Source organism: Brevundimonas sp. FG8 (assembly GCF_057808845.1).
In genome coordinates this window covers 1-16326 of the sequence record NZ_JBMDIU010000015.1, presented here as the reverse complement: position 1 = coordinate 16326, position 16326 = coordinate 1, and the positions used below count along the sequence as shown (strand labels likewise).

The 16326-nt window shown below is 67.2% G+C and carries 17 protein-coding genes; 4 read left to right on the top strand and 13 right to left on the bottom strand.

The genetic code is table 11. The features are described from left to right. Positions 1-54: 54 nt before the first annotated feature. Together ACODRV_RS16450 and ACODRV_RS16445 are read right to left on the bottom strand one after the other, a co-directional pair. Complete coding sequence (locus ACODRV_RS16450; protein ID WP_488909056.1) at positions 55-1347, bottom strand: MFS transporter; 1293 nt, start codon at positions 1345-1347, stop codon at positions 55-57. Continuing rightward, the gene (locus ACODRV_RS16445; RefSeq protein WP_141627932.1) at positions 1344-1820 is read right to left on the bottom strand and encodes a cupin domain-containing protein; all 477 of its coding nucleotides are present in this window, start codon (positions 1818-1820) and stop codon (positions 1344-1346) included. Before ACODRV_RS16445 ends, ACODRV_RS16450 begins: the two co-directional genes overlap by 4 nt. Before the next feature lie 47 nt (positions 1821-1867). Here ACODRV_RS16445 and dapE point away from each other — a divergent pair, with 47 nt between their 5' ends. Continuing rightward, complete coding sequence (gene dapE / locus ACODRV_RS16440; RefSeq protein WP_488909055.1) at positions 1868-3058, top strand: succinyl-diaminopimelate desuccinylase; 1191 nt, start codon at positions 1868-1870, stop codon at positions 3056-3058. On the opposite strand, the gene ACODRV_RS16435 is transcribed toward dapE, so the two are convergent. Together ACODRV_RS16435 and ACODRV_RS16430 are read right to left on the bottom strand one after the other, a co-directional pair. Beyond that, positions 3055-3192, bottom strand: coding sequence for a hypothetical protein (locus ACODRV_RS16435; RefSeq protein ID WP_168196878.1), 138 nt, complete (start codon positions 3190-3192; stop codon positions 3055-3057). The two genes, dapE and ACODRV_RS16435, sit on opposite strands and share 4 nt — an antisense overlap. Positions 3193-3256: 64 nt before the next feature. Then, positions 3257-4576, bottom strand: coding sequence for an amidohydrolase (locus tag ACODRV_RS16430; RefSeq protein ID WP_488909054.1), 1320 nt, complete (start codon positions 4574-4576; stop codon positions 3257-3259). 79 nt (positions 4577-4655) lie between these two features. Here ACODRV_RS16430 and ACODRV_RS16425 point away from each other — a divergent pair, with 79 nt between their 5' ends. From ACODRV_RS16425 to ACODRV_RS16415, 3 genes are read left to right on the top strand one after another with little or no spacing between them, the layout of a single operon-like run. Continuing rightward, positions 4656-5006 (top strand): hypothetical protein, encoded by a 351-nt coding sequence (locus ACODRV_RS16425; RefSeq protein WP_488909053.1) that lies wholly within the window; start codon positions 4656-4658, stop codon positions 5004-5006. Positions 5007-5038: 32 nt separating this feature from the next. Then, positions 5039-6337: an MFS transporter gene (locus tag ACODRV_RS16420; RefSeq protein ID WP_488909052.1), complete on the top strand. Its 1299-nt coding sequence runs from the start codon at positions 5039-5041 to the stop codon at positions 6335-6337. A gap of 4 nt (positions 6338-6341) precedes the next feature. Continuing rightward, on the top strand, positions 6342-6818 hold the full coding sequence (locus ACODRV_RS16415; RefSeq protein WP_488909051.1) for an SRPBCC domain-containing protein: 477 nt from the start codon (positions 6342-6344) through the stop codon (positions 6816-6818). Positions 6819-6881: 63 nt separating this feature from the next. Here ACODRV_RS16415 and ACODRV_RS16410 read toward each other — a convergent pair whose 3' ends face one another. The 9 genes from ACODRV_RS16410 to ACODRV_RS16370 form a co-directional block, all read right to left on the bottom strand. Continuing rightward, positions 6882-7865 carry a type II secretion system F family protein gene (locus ACODRV_RS16410; RefSeq protein ID WP_141627937.1) on the bottom strand — a complete coding sequence of 328 codons (984 nt, stop codon included), beginning with the start codon at positions 7863-7865 and terminating at the stop codon, positions 6882-6884. A gap of 9 nt (positions 7866-7874) precedes the next feature. Then, complete coding sequence (locus ACODRV_RS16405) at positions 7875-8849, bottom strand: type II secretion system F family protein (RefSeq protein ID WP_488909050.1); 975 nt, start codon at positions 8847-8849, stop codon at positions 7875-7877. 5 nt (positions 8850-8854) lie between these two features. Further along, a complete protein-coding gene (locus tag ACODRV_RS16400) occupies positions 8855-10318 on the bottom strand; it encodes a TadA family conjugal transfer-associated ATPase (protein WP_488909080.1) in 1464 nt (487 codons plus the stop codon). A 159-nt stretch (positions 10319-10477) separates the two neighbouring features. After that, positions 10478-12034, bottom strand: coding sequence for a CpaE/TadZ family protein (locus tag ACODRV_RS16395; protein ID WP_141627940.1), 1557 nt, complete (start codon positions 12032-12034; stop codon positions 10478-10480). A gap of 6 nt (positions 12035-12040) precedes the next feature. Next, positions 12041-12700 carry a CpaD family pilus assembly lipoprotein gene (locus ACODRV_RS16390; protein ID WP_488909049.1) on the bottom strand — a complete coding sequence of 220 codons (660 nt, stop codon included), beginning with the start codon at positions 12698-12700 and terminating at the stop codon, positions 12041-12043. 11 nt (positions 12701-12711) lie between these two features. Further along, positions 12712-14136, bottom strand: coding sequence for a type II and III secretion system protein family protein (locus tag ACODRV_RS16385; RefSeq protein WP_488909048.1), 1425 nt, complete (start codon positions 14134-14136; stop codon positions 12712-12714). After that, a complete protein-coding gene (cpaB, locus tag ACODRV_RS16380; RefSeq protein WP_141627943.1) occupies positions 14133-15053 on the bottom strand; it encodes a Flp pilus assembly protein CpaB in 921 nt (306 codons plus the stop codon). Before cpaB ends, ACODRV_RS16385 begins: the two co-directional genes overlap by 4 nt. 124 nt (positions 15054-15177) lie before the next feature. Next, a complete protein-coding gene (locus ACODRV_RS16375) occupies positions 15178-15690 on the bottom strand; it encodes an A24 family peptidase (protein WP_488909047.1) in 513 nt (170 codons plus the stop codon). A 101-nt stretch (positions 15691-15791) separates the two neighbouring features. Further along, on the bottom strand, positions 15792-15977 hold the full coding sequence (locus ACODRV_RS16370; RefSeq protein WP_141627944.1) for a Flp family type IVb pilin: 186 nt from the start codon (positions 15975-15977) through the stop codon (positions 15792-15794). Positions 15978-16326 lie beyond the last annotated feature (349 nt).

Sequence of the window (16326 nt, the reverse complement as noted above, 5' to 3'; positions counted from 1 at the left end):
GGGTTTGGCGGTTCGCACTCCTGCCGCCACACCCCACACCCGGAACCCCACACCCTAGGATAGCTTGTCCGCTTTCCTGAGGCCCGGGAACATCGCGGCCCAGGCGCCGGTGGCGACCAGCGCGCCGACGCCGCCGAAACAGGCCGCGCCGACCGCGCCGAGAACGCGAACCATCAGGCCGGAGTAGGCCTCACCGAGCTCATTCGACGCGCCGATGAACAGCATGGAGACCGAGCTGACCCGGCCGCGCATGTGATCGGGCGTGGCCAGCTGGATCAGGGTCTGGCGGATGTTGACGCTGATCATGTCGGCGGCGCCGCCGAGGAACAGGGCCAACCCCGACAGCCAGACGATCTTCGACAGGCCGAACGTCAGGGTGCACAGGCCGAACACGGCCACCGCCGCGAACATCCAGCGCCCCCCGTGCTGCACGATGGGGAACCGGCTCAGATAAATGGCCACCGTCATGGCGCCGACGCCGAACGACGCCCGCAGCAGGCCGAAACCGATCGCGCCGACGTGCAGGATGTCGCGCGCGAAGATCGGCGTCAGGAGGGCGACCCCCGCCAGCAGGACCACGACCAGATCCAGCGAGATCGCGCCCAGAACGATCTTGGTCTTCCAGACATAGGCCAGACCTTCCTTCACGGACTCCAGCGGCGACAGCTTGGTCTCAACCTGTGCGGGCTTGCCGCTGGTGCGGATCAGGATGAAGGCGGCGACCGCGAGCAGGAACAGCCCCAGCGACACGGCATAGGCCAGCGGCACGTTCACCGCCACGATGACCCCGCCGAGCGCCGGGCCGGCGATGGCTCCGGTCTGGAAGGCGATGGACTGGGCCGCGATGGCGGGCGGCAAGGCCTTGCGCCCGACCACCATCGGCAGGAAGGCCTGACTGGCCGGGGCCAGGAAGGCGCGGGCGGCGCCGAAGACGGCGGCGACGGCGAGCAGACCCCACAGCGGAGGCGCACCATGGATGGCCATGGCGAGGAAGGAGGCCGCACAGGCGGACTCGACCAGAATGGATATCCAGACGGTCTGCTTCCGGTCCCGACGGTCGGCCATGGCGCCCGCGGGCAGGGTGAAGGCCAGCAGCGGCAGGAACTGACACAGGCCGACGAGGCCCAGATACAGGCTGGCCTCGGCCACCGGATGATCTCGCCGGGCGATCTCATAGACCTGCCACAACAGGGCCGACGACTGGATCTGGATGCCCAGCACTGCGACCACGCGGCCGAACCAGAGCAGGCGGAAGTCGCGAATGCCCCACGGACTGGACGGACCTTCAGGCGGCGGAGGCGGGACGGGCGGCGTGGGCGTGCCGGCGTCAAGGCTTTCAACAGTCACGTGCGTCGATCGTATTTCGGGTAGGGGGAGCCGTCCCGGTGGAAGTAGCGGTCCGCCCCTTCAGGCAGGACCATGTCGATATCAGGGTAGTCGCAGGCGTCGGTTTTCGGGGAGCGCGTCCCGACCTCGAGCAGCACGGCCTCGCCGCCGGAACGGTTCTCGATCTTGTGGCCGTTCGGTACGCCCGCGGGGAAGCCGGCGCAATCGCCGGCGCGCAGGACGGTCTCTCCATCCTCCTCGACCAGCACCACCTCGCCGGACAGGACGGTGACGAACTCATCCTCGTTCGCGTGCCAGTGCCGCTGGCTGGACCAGGCGCCCGCGGGCAGGCGCAGCAGGTTGACGCCGAACTGGGTCAGCCCGGCCGCATCGCCCAGCTTCCAGCGGCGGCGCGGCTTGCACGGTCCGGCGTGCTCTTCCGGGTAGGCTGTCCCGTGTCCGGTCGGCGCGTTCTCGATGTCGATCTTAGGCATGGCTCCAGCCTTCTCCCAATCGCCCGGACCACGTAAAGCAAGGAACCATGAGCCATACATCAACTCCGGTTATCGATCCTGTCGAACTGACCCGCGACCTGATCCGGATTCCGTCCGTCACTCCCGCTGATGAAGGCGCCATGGACGTGCTGGAACGGACCCTGACGGCGCTGGGCTTCAGCTGCCGTCGGCTGGCCTTCGGCGACCCGGACGGCGTGGGCGCCGATGCGCGGATCGAGAACCTGTACGCCCGGCGCGGGACGGCTTCGCCCAACCTGTGCTTCGCCGGTCATACGGACGTGGTGCCGACCGGCTCGACCGAGGCGTGGTCCTCCGCTCCCTTCGGCGCCGAGGTGAAGGACGGCGTGCTGTACGGACGCGGCGCCGTGGACATGAAGGGCGGGATCGCCGCCTGGGTCGCGGCGGTATCGAAGGTGCTGGCTGATGGCGATGTGCCCGGCTCGCTGTCCTTCCTGATCACCGGCGACGAGGAAGGCCCCGCGCTGCACGGCACCAAGAAGGTCGTCGAGGCCCTGATGGCCGAGGGCGAGGTGATCGACGCCTGCGTGGTGGGCGAGCCGTCTTCGCAGCAGCGGCTGGGCGACATGATCAAGATCGGCCGTCGCGGCTCACTGAACACCTGGTTCACGGTGCACGGCAAGCAGGGGCACGTCGCCTACCCCGACCGCGCGGCCAATCCGGTTCCGGTGCTGGCCAAGCTGGCGGCGACGCTGGCGGCACACAGGCTGGACGACGGCTACGAAGCCTTCCAGCCGTCGAACCTTGAACTGACCACGCTGGATGTCGGCAACACGGCGACCAACCTGATCCCGGCCGAGGCGCGGGGACGGCTGAACATCCGCTTCAATCCCTCCCATACGGGTGAAAGCCTGATGGCCTGGCTGAACGCCGAGGCCGGCAAGGCCCAGACCGAGAGCGGACTGCGCATCGAGGTCGAGCACATGCACTCGGGCGACGCCTTCCTGACCCAGGCGGGCGTGTTCGTGCAGGCGGTGCAGGACGCGGTGGAGACCGAACTGGGCATTCGCCCGGAAGCCTCGACCACCGGCGGCACCTCGGACGCCCGCTTCATCCGCGCCATGTGCCCGGTGCTTGAACTGGGACTGGTCGGCCAGACCATGCATCAGATCGACGAACGGGTGCCGACCGCCGAGCTTGAGGCGCTGGCCAAGACCTATGAGCGGGTGATCCGGACCTTCTTCGTCCGTAGCGCCTAAAGGATCAGATCGAGAGCCAACAAGGCGCCGCCGAACATCGCGCCGAAGGCGACGAGGAAGAAGAAGACCTCCCTCACCGGCCCGCCCCGTCGTTCCAGACGCACGGGCGGCAGCTTGACAGGCAACTGACGCATCCGATTCCTCTCCCAACCGGATGAGGCTGCGCCCGGTTCATTGAACGCGCGTTGAGAAACGTGGTTAGGGCGCCGGCCGCTCAAGGAAGCGCAGCGCGCTCAGCACATGGGTCTTCACACCCAGCGGCAGGACACGCTCGTTCACATGGAAGGCGGGAGAATGGTTCGGCGGACCGCTCGCCGGGTCGATGCCGTCCGGGGTGCCGCCCAGATGGTAGAAGACGCCCGGCACTTCTTGCGAGAGGTAGGAGAAGTCCTCGGCCACGGTGGTCGGCGGAGAGACCGAATTGACATTCCCCTCGCCCGCCGCCTCGATCAGGACCGGGGCGAGCCAAGCGGAGAGTTCCGCGTTATTGAAGACCAGGGCGGCGTTCTGGCGGACTGAAAACTCGGCGGTCGCGCCATAGTTTTCGGCCACGTTGTTGATCGCCACTCCGGCGCGTCGGACCAGATCGTCGCGCTGGGCGACGTCGAAGGTGCGCAGGGTGCCCGACAGGGTCGCGGTGTCCGGGATGATATTGTAGCGCACCCCCGCATCAAGGGTCGCGATGGTGAAGACCGTCGGCGTGGTGGTCGGATCGATGGTGCGGGCGGTCAGGCTGTTGATCGTCTGAACGATGTCAGCGGAGGCCGCGATGACGTCCACGCCCTTCCACGGCCATGCGCCGTGGGTCTGGCGACCGTGCAGGACGATGTCCACCCGATCGGACGCCGCCATGAAGCCCTGCGGGCGATAGAAGATCGTGCCCGGACGCCCCGGCACCACATGCAGGCCGAAGATGGCGTCTGGACGCGGATCGCGCAGCGCCCCCTCCTCGATCATCAGGGCCGCGCCGCCCTTGGGCTCTCCCGGAGGCGCGCCCTCCTCGGCGGGCTGGAAAATGAAGACGACGGTTCCTGCGATGTCGTCCTTCATCCCCGCCAGCACCTCGGCGGCGCCCATCAGCATGGCGACGTGGGCGTCATGACCGCAGGCATGGGCCACCGGCACCGTCTGCCCCATGTAGGTTCCTGTCGCGGTCGAGGCGAAGGGCAGTCCCGTGGCCTCGAGGACGGGCAGGGCGTCCATGTCGGCGCGCAGGGCGACCGTGCGACCGGGCTTGCCCCCGCGCAGGATGCCGACCACGCCGGTCCGCCCGACGCCGGTTCGAACCTCCAGACCCAAGGCGCGCAGATGCTCGGCCACCACCCCGGCGGTGCGGGTCTCGGCGAAGCCCAGTTCCGGATTGGCGTGCAAATCCCGCCGCCATTCCACGACGCGCGAATTAACCTGCTCCACCGCAGCTTCGACCCGCGAAAGCGGAACCTGCGCGGCGGCTCCTTCGGCCATGAAGACCAGCCCGAGAGCGAGCGACGAAGCGGCGATCAGACGGCGGATGGTCATGGCGGTCTCCGGCAAGACCGTCACCGTGACAGTCCCCCAGCCCCTTGCGCAAGACCGACACTCTCTCGATCTGTCCCGGATGACTTTGAAGCAGGCGAAGACCAACTGGCGAGACGTGGTTCTGGTCTGCCGAAAATGCCAGAAGAAGCTCGATGGCGAGGGCTTTGGGCCCGAGGGCGACCGCTCGCTGAGGAAGGCCCTGCGCAAGACTTTGAAGGCGGGCAAGGGACGCAAGGCCGAGGTCGTCGTCATGGAGACCGACTGCTTCGATGTCTGTCCGAAGAACGCCGTGGTCGCGGTGCGGGCGGGGCGCCAGTCCTCGCCCATGCTGATCGTGCCGAAAGGCGCTGATCTTGCGCAGGTGCGGACAGCGCTGGAGCTGGAGATCGACAGCCCCGCCGCTTCGTCGACGGCTATTCAGCGGGGGTGACCTGAACCGGCCGAGAGCTTAGGCTTGCGTTCGTGAACCTTCGCTCGCCCGCCTTCGCCCTGTTGTTCGCGGTCAGCCTGATCGCCGCGGCCGGCAATTTCGCCCTGCAAACCGTGCTTCCGAGCATCGGCCGCACCTTTCAGCTGCGGGACATTCTGGTGTCGGCGGCCTTCGCCCTGTCCGCCCTGATGTGGACCCTGACCTCCCCTTTCTGGGCGCGGTTGTCGGACCGGATGGGCCGCAAGAAGGTGATGATGATCGGTCTGGGCGGCTTCATCCTGTCGATGACCGGATTTGGACTGGCGACGACCGCGGGGCTGGAGGGCTGGCTCGGCTTCGGCGTCGCCTTCGCCCTGATGGCCATGGCGCGGACCATCTACGGCGTCTTCGGATCAGCGGCTCCCATCGCTTCACAGGCCTATATCGCGGACCGGACCAGCGCGGAGCAGCGGACGCAGGCCATGTCCATGCTGGCGTCGGCGCAAGGGCTCGGCACCGTGATCGGGCCGATGCTGGCGCCGCTGTTCATCCTGCCGCTCGTCGGACTGGCGGGCCCGATGTACGCCTTCGCCGCCATCGGCGTGGCGGCCCTGCTGGTGGTCTGGCGCAAGCTGCCGAGCGGCGAGGTTCTGCGCGTTCCCTCGCCCAGCGGTCGTGACCGGAGCGGCAAGGGCCTGTGGCGCGACCCGCGTGTCCGCGATTATCTGCTGTATGGCCTGCTGGTCACCGGGGCGCAGGCGATCAACATCTCCGTGCTTGGCTTCCATGTCATTGATGAGATGGCGGCCACCGGCACGGCGCTGGAGAACGCCCATCCCTTCATATCGCTGGCGATGTTCGCGGGCGCCGCCGCCACCTTGCTGGCGCAGTGGGGCCTGATCCCGATGCTGAAGCTGCAACCCCGCGATCTCGTGCGTTGGGGCGCCGCCCTGGCTCTGATCGGCAATGTCCTCAGCATCACCGCTCCCGGCTACTACGGGGTGGTGATGGGGTACGCGGTGGTATCGATGGGTCTGGGTTTCGCCCGGCCCGGCTTCACCGCAGGATCATCCCTCTCGGTCGGAGCGGCCGAGCAGGGCGCGATCGCCGGGCTGATGATGGCGCTGGCAGGCCTCAGCTTCCTGCTGCCGCCCGTGATCGGCGTGGCCCTGTACGAACTGGCGGAGCCCGCGCCCTTCATCGCCAACGCCGCGCTGCTGGCCCTCGCCACTGTCCTGTGCTTCGTCAGCCCCAGCCTGCGCACGGGGCCGCCAGATCTCCCGGACAGGGACGAGACCCCCTCGCCGACAACGCCGCCCGCATCCCAGCCCGGACCGGAAGGCAACCGCTGAGACCATGCGCGCCCTTTTCTGGCCTCGCAAGCCGTGCCAGATCAGCGGCATGGACACCGCCAAGATTGAAACGCGCATCGGCATCAGGGCCTCGACGGACGCCATCTGGGAGGTCATCTCGAACCTGCCCGGCTGGGACGGCTGGAACCCGATCGAAACCGGTGTCTCCGGAACCATCGCCTTCGGCGGCGACCTCAAGCTGATCGAAGCCATCGAGGGCCTTCCGGAGCGCCAGTGCGTCGCCCGCGTCGGCGAGTGGCAGCCCTATGCCCAGCTGGTCTGGGTGGAGAACCGGGGCCTGTGGTTCCGGTCCGTGCGCTATTTCGAGATCGAGGAGCTGGAGCCCGGCAGCTGCATCGCCGCCAACGGCTTCATCTTCCAGGGCCTGCGTGGCGAGATGTTCTTCGACAAGAACCGCAAGCACCTGCGTCATGCGGTCGACGGCGTGGCCGAGGCGTGGAAGGCGGCGGCGGAAGCCTGACCTTCATCGTTCCTCGCGGGTGACCTTGTTAAACCGCCCTTGGCCCCTCGCGGCGGACGTTCGTCAACCGCCCTTGGCCATCGTGTCCTGAATGCTGATGATCGCCGGCGTCAGGATGACGATGAACAGGACCGGCAGGAAGAACAGGATCATCGGGACGGTCAGCTTGGCCGGCAGGGCCGCAGCCTTCTTCTCGGCCGCCGACAGGCGCAGTTCGCGGTTTTCCTTGGCCATGGTCCTGAGCGCGGCGCCCAAGGGCGTGCCGTAGGTTTCGGCCTGGGTCATGGCGGTGGCGACCGACTTCACCCCCGGATGGTTTGTCCGCTTGGCCAGTCCTTCGTAAGCCAGACGGCGATCCGGCAGATAGCTGAGCTCGGCCGACAGCAGGGTCAGTTCCTCCGCCAGATCGATGGAGGAACCGCCGATCTCCTGACTGACCTTCTGGATGGCGGACTCGATCGACATCCCCGCCTCGACACAGATCAGCAACAGGTCCAGCGCATCGGGAAAGGCCTGCATGATCGAGGTCTTACGCTTGGCGATGCGGTTGGCCAGAAAAATGTTGGGCGCATAGAAGCCGATCACCGCCGCGACCATGCAGATGGTCAGACGCATCATCAGCGCCAGGCCGAAATCGTTGAAGACGAACAGGTAGAAGACGGCCACCGCGAACAGGATGAACGGCATCGAGAAGCGGAAGAAATAGAAGGTCGTCAGCGGTTTGGGTCCGCGATAGCCCGCCTGGGCCATCTTGTCGGCGACCCTGGGGTCCTCCAGCAGCTTGGTCAGGTTCAGTTGCTCGACGACCCGCTTCTTGAAGCCTTCATCGGTGTGGCGCAGTCCGCCCTGCCCGCTCTGCGCGATGGCCTGACGCGACCGGCGCTTCAGCTCTTCCCGGCGGACCGATACGGCCTTCATCCGGTTGTCCAGACCGGCGCCCTGACCGAGCGAGCTGAGCAGGGTCACGAGGGTGGCGAACACCAGCACGCCGACGCCGAGGCTCAGCAGGTTCTGGACGTTGGTGAAGAAGGCGATGAACTGTCCCATGACCTGTCCTCAGAACTTGAACGAGATCATCTTCTTCATGACGAAGATGCCGAGGCTCATCATGAAGACCGCGACCAGCAGCATGAACTGGCCGCGCGGATCGGTGAACAGCTTGGCCATGTAGGCCGGGGTCGTCATGCTGACGAGGATCATGACCGCGGGCGGCAGCGAACCGATGATGCCCGCCGAGGCGGTGGCTTCGGACGACAGCGCCTTGATCTTCTCGCCCATCATCTTGCGAGCGCGCAGCACGGTGGTCAGGTTCGACAGGGCCTCGGCCAGATTGCCCCCCGTCTTCTGCTGAATGCCGATCACGATGGCGAAGAACTTCAGCTCCGGCGTCGGCATGCGCTCGTACATCTTGTCCAGCGCCTGCGGCAGGGTCAGGCCCACGCCCATGCCCTCGACCAGCTTCTGGAACTCAGGGCCCAGCGGCGCCGGGCTCTCGCGAGCGATGATCTTGAAGCAGTCGTGGACCGGCAGGCCCGATTTGATGCCCCGGACGATCACGTCGACCGCATCAGCGAAGAAGCTGGAAAATTTCTTCATCCGACGCTTGCCCAGGAAGCCAACGAACCAGCGCGGAAGACCCAGCCCGACGATCACCGCCGCGCCGAGACAAATCAGAATGTTCAGCCCGAACACCAGCGGCAGCAGGAAGGCGAAGACGCCCATAACCGCGCTGATGATCCAGAAGGTGCGAACCGTCGTGGACAGCCCCGCCTGCTTCAGCTTGGCGGACAGGCTGACTCGCGCCCTGCGCTCCGCCTTCTCCGATTCCTGCAACTGCAGCATGATCTGCTTGCGGCGGGCTTCGGGCGTGTTGGCGGCGGCGCGCTTGGCGGCGCTCGCGGCCTGTTTGGGACCGTTGAAGCTCTGGGCGCGCTTGATCGCGGCGTCGCTGGAATCACCGCCGCCGACGAAGGCCCAGCCCAGTCCGCCGATGGTGATGAACGCCAGAACGGCGGCGAGAATGGGAAGCACCGCGCCTACTCCGCCGCGTCGAGGGCTTCGGCCAGCTCGCGCTCCAGCCCGTAGTAGCGGGCGCGATCCCAGAAGCGGGGCCGGGCGATGCCGGTCGAACGGTGACGGCCGACGATCTTGCCGTTCTCATCCTCGCCGGTGATCTCGTAGACGAAGAGGTCCTGTGTGACGATCACATCGCCTTCCAGCCCGACCACCTCGGTGATGTGGGTGATCCGGCGCGAACCGTCACGCAGACGGGCGGCCTGCACGATCACATCGACCGAGCCGACGATCATCTCGCGGATGGTTTTGGACGGCAGGCCGTAGCCGCCCATGGTGATCATCGACTCCATCCGGCTGATGGCTTCACGCGGGCTGTTGGCGTGCAGGGTGCCCATCGAGCCGTCATGGCCGGTGTTCATCGCCTGCAGCAGGTCGAAGGCTTCCGGGCCGCGGACTTCGCCGACGATGATCCGCTCGGGACGCATCCGCAGACAGTTCTTCACCAGATCCCGCATGGTGATCTGGCCCTGACCTTCGAGGTTCGGCGGTCGGGTCTCCAGACGGACCACGTGCGGCTGTTGCAGCTGCAGTTCGGCGGCGTCCTCGCAGGTGATGACGCGCTCGGTCGGGTCGATGAAGGCTGTCAGGGTGTTCAGAAGGGTGGTCTTTCCCGAACCCGTACCGCCCGAAATGACCAGATTGCATCGCGATGCGCCGATGACGCCGAGCACGCGGGCGCCCTCGGGACTGATGGAGGCGTACTCCACCAGATTCTTCATCGTCAGCTTGTCTTTCTTGAACTTCCGGATGGTCAGCGTCGGGCCATCGATCGCCAGCGGCGGGGCGATGACGTTCACGCGCGAGCCGTCCGGCAGACGGGCGTCGCAGATCGGGGAGCTTTCATCCACGCGGCGGCCGACCTGCGACACGATCCGTTGGCAGATATTCATCAGCTGGCCGTTGTCGCGGAACCGCACATTGGTCAGCTGGACCTTGCCGCCGACTTCGATGAACACCCGGCCGGCGCCGTTGACCATGATGTCGGCGATGTCGTCGCGAGCCAGCAACGGCTCGAGCGGGCCGTAGCCGAGGACGTCGTTGACGATGTCCTGGACCAGATGCTCCTGCTCGGCGACCGACATGGAGACGTTCTTGATCGCCACCAGCTCGGCGACGATGTCGCGAATTTCCTCAGCCGCCGTCTTGGGATCCAGCTGCGCCAGCTGGGCCAGGTCGATGGTGTTCATCAGCGCGTTGAAGATCGTCGTCTTCGTGGCGTGATAGTAGTCCGACTGCTCGCGGACGATCTCGGCGACCTGCTGGGCCTTCTTCAACTGCTCGAAGCCGGGGGTGGCCTTGGGTCCGGGACCGGCGGTCTTGGGCTGTGGCGCGGCGGGCCTAGGACGCGACGCGAGCGCATCCAGACGATCCACGCCCATGGCTGAAGTCGGGGCTGAAGCGGCGGCGGGACGCGGGGCCTCGATTACATCAGCGTCTCCACCGAAGGCGAAGGCTTGCGTCTGAACCCCCTGCTGGGGCTGGAAGACCGGCTCGGCCGCAGGCGCGGCTTCAGGCGCCGCGGGTGCGGCGCGCGGGGCGACCGCGGGACTGCCGGGCTGACCTGTGCGCTTGCCGAACACGCCTTAAGACTTCTTCCTGAACAGGCCCGAGAACATCGAGGACTTGCCGCCGGAGGCCTTCGGGCCGGACAGCAGGGGAACCTCGCGACGCGAGACGATCTGGGCCAGGGTCTGGAAGGCCTCGGCCGCCTTGGACTTGCCGCCCGCATCCAGGATCATCTGGCCGTTGTTTGCGGCGGCCCCGAAGGTCTTGGCGTCGAACGGAATGATCAGACTGGGGTGGACGCCCAGCGCATTGCCGAACTCCTTGGCCGGGATTTCCGGACGACCGGGCACGCCGACCTGATTGAGCACCAGCCGGGGCGGCGCGTCGTTGGGGCGGCCCTGCCTGATCAGGTCGATCATGTTCTTGGCGTTGCGCAGCGAGGCCAGGTCCGGGGTGGCCACGACCACCACTTCGTCGGCGCTGATCAGGGTACGGCGCATCCAGGACGACCAGACGTGTGGCAGGTCCAGCACCACGAAGGGCGCCGTGGCGCGAATCCGGGTGGTCACTTCCTCGAAGGCGTCCGAGCTGATCTCCCAGTCGGCGTCGAGCGTGGCGGGCGCGGCGAACAGGCTGAGCTTGTCGGTGCAGCGAACCATCATCCGGTCCAGCAGAACAGGGTCCAGACGATCCGGCTGGGACAAGGCGTCGGCCACGCCGTTCAGCGGGTCCTGATTGAAGTCCAGACCGGCGGTGCCGAACGGCAGGTCATAGTCCACGATGACCGTGTTGGCGCCGATCCGCTCGGACATCGCATAGGCGGTGTTGTGCGCGACGGAGCTGGAGCCCGCACCGCCCCGGGCGCCGACAAAGGCGATGGATCGGCCGACGAAGGGCTGGGCCGGATCGGCGAACAGGCCGCCGATGGCCGAGATCAGTTGCAGCGGCTGGAGCGGGGCGACGAGGTACTCGCTGACCCCACGGCGCATCAGCTCGCGGAACAGCAGGATGTCGTTGGTCGCGCCGACAACGATGACCTTGGTGCCTGCGTCGCAGACTTCAGCCAGTTGATCGACTTCCCACAGCAGGGTCTGCGGGTCCTTGAGGCATTCGACCACGATCAGCGGCGGGGTCGGCTCGTGCTGGTAGGCCTCGACCGCCGCAGCGACGCCGCCGACGCGAATCTGTGTCGTGGCGCGCGACAGGCGGCGATCCTGACCGGCGCGTTCCGCGGCGGCCAACGTATCCTGACGCTCGGCGAAGACGTGGATGGCGATGCGCGGGACCGATACCTCGGCGGTGTGGCCGGCGCTGATCGGCGGCGAGAAGGCCGCACTGGCCCCGGCGACCAGATCCCCCACCGGATTGAAGTCACCGCCGTGCGAGGCCGGTTCCGGCAGGGCCGGGCGCTCCGGGTGGGGCGCGGGGGGCTGGGTCTGGGCAGCGGGAGCCGTGAACTGAAGCGGCGGGCGGCGACCGGCCTCGGGGTCGGTCATCCCGGGCTCGGCGGGGAAGACTTCCGGCGCAGGAAAGGCCGAAGCAGCAGGAGCCCCCTGGGCGACATAGCCCATGTCGAGGTCGAACTCGTCGTCCTCGAAGTCGTCGAATGCGCGGGGGGCGAAGGCGTTGCTCATTGTGACCTAGTCCACAGCCCGGGAGATGCCGCCCTGGATCAGGGTCTCCTGCGGCGCGGAGGTGGCCTGTCCCTTGCGGTAGTTGTCGAAGACGACCGCGGCGCGTCCGGAGTCGGCAGGGCTGACAGCCTTGGCCGCAAGGATGTCGCGCGGGTCGGCGATCTGGGCGGCCATGTTGGCGGTGATGGCGCAGCCGAGGCCGGGGGAAGATTCGTTGGAGAAGCGGGATCCCATGTCGCGACGCTCGGCGGCGCAGTTCGGGATCGCCGCACGGACGGTTTCGAACCCGGCCAGAACCGGCGCCCGGGGATCTGGCGCATCGTAGCCGGTCACCTCGATGTTGCGGGCGGGCACGCCGACCGCTTCGAGCGCCGAGCGCACGGCCCAGGTCTGGCGGGAGGCGGCAGGGTCATCGCCGGACGGCCCCTGCACCTGGATACGGCCGACGCCGGCTCCGGCGTATCGGGCCGCCAGCTCGCGCAGGGCGGCGATCTGGGTTTGCGACAAGCCGTCCTCGTGCACCGCCAGGGCGATGCGATCCAGACCGGGCTCGGTCTGGAGCGAATATCGGCTCAGCGGGTTCAGGGGCGGCGGCTCGGACGCGCCGGACGAGGCGCAGCCGGCCAGCAGGGCCGCGGCGGACAGGGTGAGGAGCAGGGAACGCATCACGGGAGCCCTCATTCGATCACATAGCCGACGGGGCCGTTCCAGCCGGAACGACCGGCCATCGCGGCGCCCTCGCGCGGCGCATAGTGCTGGTCCAGTTGACCGAAAAGCAGGATCTGGGCATCGTTGGCCATCTGCAGGCCGTCAGCGGGCGTCTGCATCGTTCCGGCCGCCGTCGGCGAGACGATGTAGGCCTCGACGATGATGACCAGCTCGGTCTCGCCGGAGATGTAGTCACGCGATCGGAACAGGGCGCCCAGCACCGGCAGTTCGCCCAGCGCCGGAAGCGAGTCGATATTCTGGCGGGTATCCTCACGCAGCAGGCCGGCGATCATCAGCGAGCCGCCCGAAGGCAGTTCGACCGTATTCGAGGCTCTGCGAACATTCAGTCCCGGAATGACCAAGGCGCGATCAGCGCCGCCGCCGAGGGTGAAGGCGCCGACCTGGGTCAGTTCAGATACTTCGGTCGACAGCTGCAGGGAGATACGGCCCGGCGACAGAACGATCGGACGAACCGCGAGACGCACGCCGTAGGGCTTGAACTCGACCGTCACCTTGGAGGCGCCGCTGTCCGAGCTTTCCTGTCCGACCGGAACGGGGAACTCTCCACCCGCGAGGAATTCGGCGGCCTCGCCGTTGGCGGTGGTGATGTTCGGCTCGGCCAGAATGCGGACCAGACCGGCGCGTTCGAAGGCGCGCAGGGCCGCGTTGGTGCTCGATCCGTCACCCGCGCTGTCGGTATAGCGGATGATGCCGCCGCCCAGTTGGTTGCCGTTGACCGCAAAGGTGGCGCCCTGCGTCAGCGACAGACCGGTTCCCACGCTGGCCAGGACGGCCGTGGCGTCAAAGCCCAGTTGTTTGATCGCGGTGCGCTGCACCTCGACGACGCGAGCGCGGACCATGACCTGATCGGAGCCGGCTATGGTCATCATGTTGATGACCTTGTCCGGCGACGCCACGAAGGCGCGGGCGACCTGGCTGGCGCGATCCGCCTCACCGGGGCTGAAGACCGTGCCGGTCAGGATGATGCTGTCATTCACCGCCTCGGCGTGAACGTTGGCGTTCGGCATGACCCGGTTGAGCGTATCCTGCAGGGCCGAAACACCGGCATCGACGCGGACACGCAGCGACAGGATGGTGCGGCCGGCGCTGTCCAGCACCACGGCGTCCGTCTCACCCGGCTGCAGGCCGATGATGGTGATGCGGCGCGGCGAATGCAGCATGGCCTCGGCCACCTGCGGGTTGGGCACGATCACATCGCGGGCGTCCGCCGGCAGATCAACGGCCATGGACGATCCGCGCGGCAGGCTGATCAGCTGGGACTGTGACCCCATCGAGACGGCGGCCCGGCTCTGGGCGAAGGCCGGAGCCGGGGTGACCGGGCTGGTCGCGACGACGGTCAGACCCGCCAGGGTGACGGCGAGGAAACGCTTCATTGGACCACCACCACGTCAGGGGCGCCGCCACGATAGATGCGCACCGCCGAGCTCTGACGCGGCGAGGCGGCCACCCGGCCCGAAGGACCGCCGGTGTCGGCGTAGGAGCGCAGGACGAGGCTCAGTTCACCCTCGGACTTGGCCAGAGCCAGCGCCTCGGCGTCGAGCGGCCCGACCTCGAGGGTCGCCGTCGCGCCGATCACGGCCTGGGCGTCGTCGCCCGCACGGGTGGACTGGTCTATCGCCAGCACCTTGATGTTCTGCATGACCGTCGCCGAGGTGAATTTGGCGCGGTCACTGTCGGAGTTGCCGACATTGGACAGATTGGTTTCGCGGGTCAGGACCACATCGACCCGGTCGCCCGGCAGGATGAAACCGCCGGCGGCCGTCTCCACGGTCACGCGGATCGCCATGGCGCGCATGCCCGGCTCGAGATAGGCTGCCATGTAGCCGCTGTCGCCGGCGCGCACGATCTTGCGCATGACGATGGGCTCACCGGCCAGAATGGGTTCGCGAACCACCGATCCGATGTAGTCGGCCTTGGCGCCGCCCGTGGCGAGGTCGGTGGCGGCGCGGGTCACGGAAGCGACAGCGCCTTCAGGCTTGTCATCCGCCTTTTCCGCATCGGCGGGGGTCGGCGACGACGGGACCGGCACCGATCCGTCGGTGATGAAGACCGGATTGACCTCATCTACGGGCCAGTCCTTCCAGGTCATGTCGGCGTCCGTCAGACGCTGACCGGGCTGGAGATCCTTGGCGGCGACGAGAACCTTGGCCATCGGGCGGGTTTCGGCCGGAGCCGCCGTTGCGACGGCGGTCGGCTGGCCGGAGGACGACCCCATGGCGCGAACCACAAACGCCAGACCGATAGCGGCCACGGCGGCGATGCAGATCACGATGATACGGGCAGGCTTCATCGACGGTCTCCGGCGGGCGATCCCGGACACGTGAATCGGTCCTTCGGCCCCCTACCGTTAACGACCATGCCGGGCGCGGGTTAACGCGGACCTAAATCGTGGGTCGGCGGAGCGGCCGGCGCTCTCAGCGGCTGATGAAAAGCGCCACCAGAGGAGACGCGGGATAGGCCAGCAGGGCTCCGGCTGCGATGGCGACGCCGTAGGGAATATCACCCTTGGGCTCCATCAACTGGACGACCCAGCCCGGAGCGCCGGCCAGATAGGGGCGCGAGTGACCCCGCGCCAGCATGAGGAACAGACAGAACAGCCCGCCCATCAGACCAGTATAGACCAGGAACATGCCCGAGCCCTGAAGGCCCAGCCAGAGGCAGGCCGCGGCCATCAACTTGGCGTCCCCGCCGCCGATCCAGCGCAGGGCGAACATCCCGGCGCCGACCACCAGCGCGGCGAACCCCACGCCCAGATGGACAGCAAATCCGACCGGTCCCAGGCCCGAGATGAAGGCGACCGGCAGGAAGGACAGGACCAGCAGCCCCGAAATCCAGTTCGGAATCTTCATCGTCGTCAGGTCGTTCAGCCCGCCGACGATGACAAGAGCGGGCATGATGCCGAGAAGGGCCAAGATCACGGTGTCCATGGGCTCAGTGTGCACGGACGCGGTTAAGACCCGGTTTCCCTCAAGCAAAAAGGGCCGGAGCGTGATGCTCCGGCCCTTCCGATGCTCATGGTGCGGCCGGCTTAGGTGCTGGCCGGAGCGGAGCCCGCCATGCCGTCGGTCACGGCCTGGAACTTGTCGCGGATCGTAGTGCCCAGCGCGGTGACGGCCGAGATGATCACGACGGCGATGAGGGCGGCGATCAGGCCGTACTCGATAGCGGTGGCGCCCGACTCGTCGGACATGAATTTCGAAACGAACTTGGTCATCTGGTCGTCCTTTCCCCTTGGGAGCAGCTGATCGGCAAACGAGGAAGCCGGTCACCCGTCCACCCCTACAGCTTCAACATGAGACAGCTCAGGTTAAACCCACGCGTACTTTTATGTTTACCGTCGCGTTTACTTTGATCGCCGGATTATCGGCATTCCAGCAAAACAAAAGGGCCGGGGCACGATGGCCCCGGCCCTTCGCCGGTTTCAAGACCTTGCGGCAGCGTTTAGGTGCTGGCCGGGGCGGAGCCCGCCATGCCGTCGGTCACGGCCTGGAACTTGTCGCGGATCGTGGTGCCCAGCGCGGTGACGGCCGAGATGATCACGACGGCGATGAGGGCGGCGATCA

Coding starts and splice junctions, on each gene's coding strand:
- ACODRV_RS16395 (WP_141627940.1), bottom strand. CDS start 12,034: ATGAGCAACGCCTTCGCCCCCCGCGCATTCGACGACTTCGAGGACGAC.
- ACODRV_RS16410 (WP_141627937.1), bottom strand. CDS start 7,865: ATGGGACAGTTCATCGCCTTCTTCACCAACGTCCAGAACCTGCTGAGC.
- ACODRV_RS16445 (WP_141627932.1), bottom strand. CDS start 1,820: ATGCCTAAGATCGACATCGAGAACGCGCCGACCGGACACGGGACAGCC.
- ACODRV_RS16385 (WP_488909048.1), bottom strand. CDS start 14,136: ATGAAGCGTTTCCTCGCCGTCACCCTGGCGGGTCTGACCGTCGTCGCG.
- ACODRV_RS16435 (WP_168196878.1), bottom strand. CDS start 3,192: ATGCGTCAGTTGCCTGTCAAGCTGCCGCCCGTGCGTCTGGAACGACGG.
- cpaB (WP_141627943.1), bottom strand. CDS start 15,053: ATGAAGCCTGCCCGTATCATCGTGATCTGCATCGCCGCCGTGGCCGCT.
- ACODRV_RS16425 (WP_488909053.1), top strand. CDS start 4,656: ATGACTTTGAAGCAGGCGAAGACCAACTGGCGAGACGTGGTTCTGGTC.
- ACODRV_RS16430 (WP_488909054.1), bottom strand. CDS start 4,576: ATGACCATCCGCCGTCTGATCGCCGCTTCGTCGCTCGCTCTCGGGCTG.
- ACODRV_RS16390 (WP_488909049.1), bottom strand. CDS start 12,700: ATGCGTTCCCTGCTCCTCACCCTGTCCGCCGCGGCCCTGCTGGCCGGC.
- ACODRV_RS16375 (WP_488909047.1), bottom strand. CDS start 15,690: ATGGACACCGTGATCTTGGCCCTTCTCGGCATCATGCCCGCTCTTGTC.
- ACODRV_RS16370 (WP_141627944.1), bottom strand. CDS start 15,977: ATGACCAAGTTCGTTTCGAAATTCATGTCCGACGAGTCGGGCGCCACC.
- ACODRV_RS16415 (WP_488909051.1), top strand. CDS start 6,342: ATGCGCGCCCTTTTCTGGCCTCGCAAGCCGTGCCAGATCAGCGGCATG.
- dapE (WP_488909055.1), top strand. CDS start 1,868: ATGAGCCATACATCAACTCCGGTTATCGATCCTGTCGAACTGACCCGC.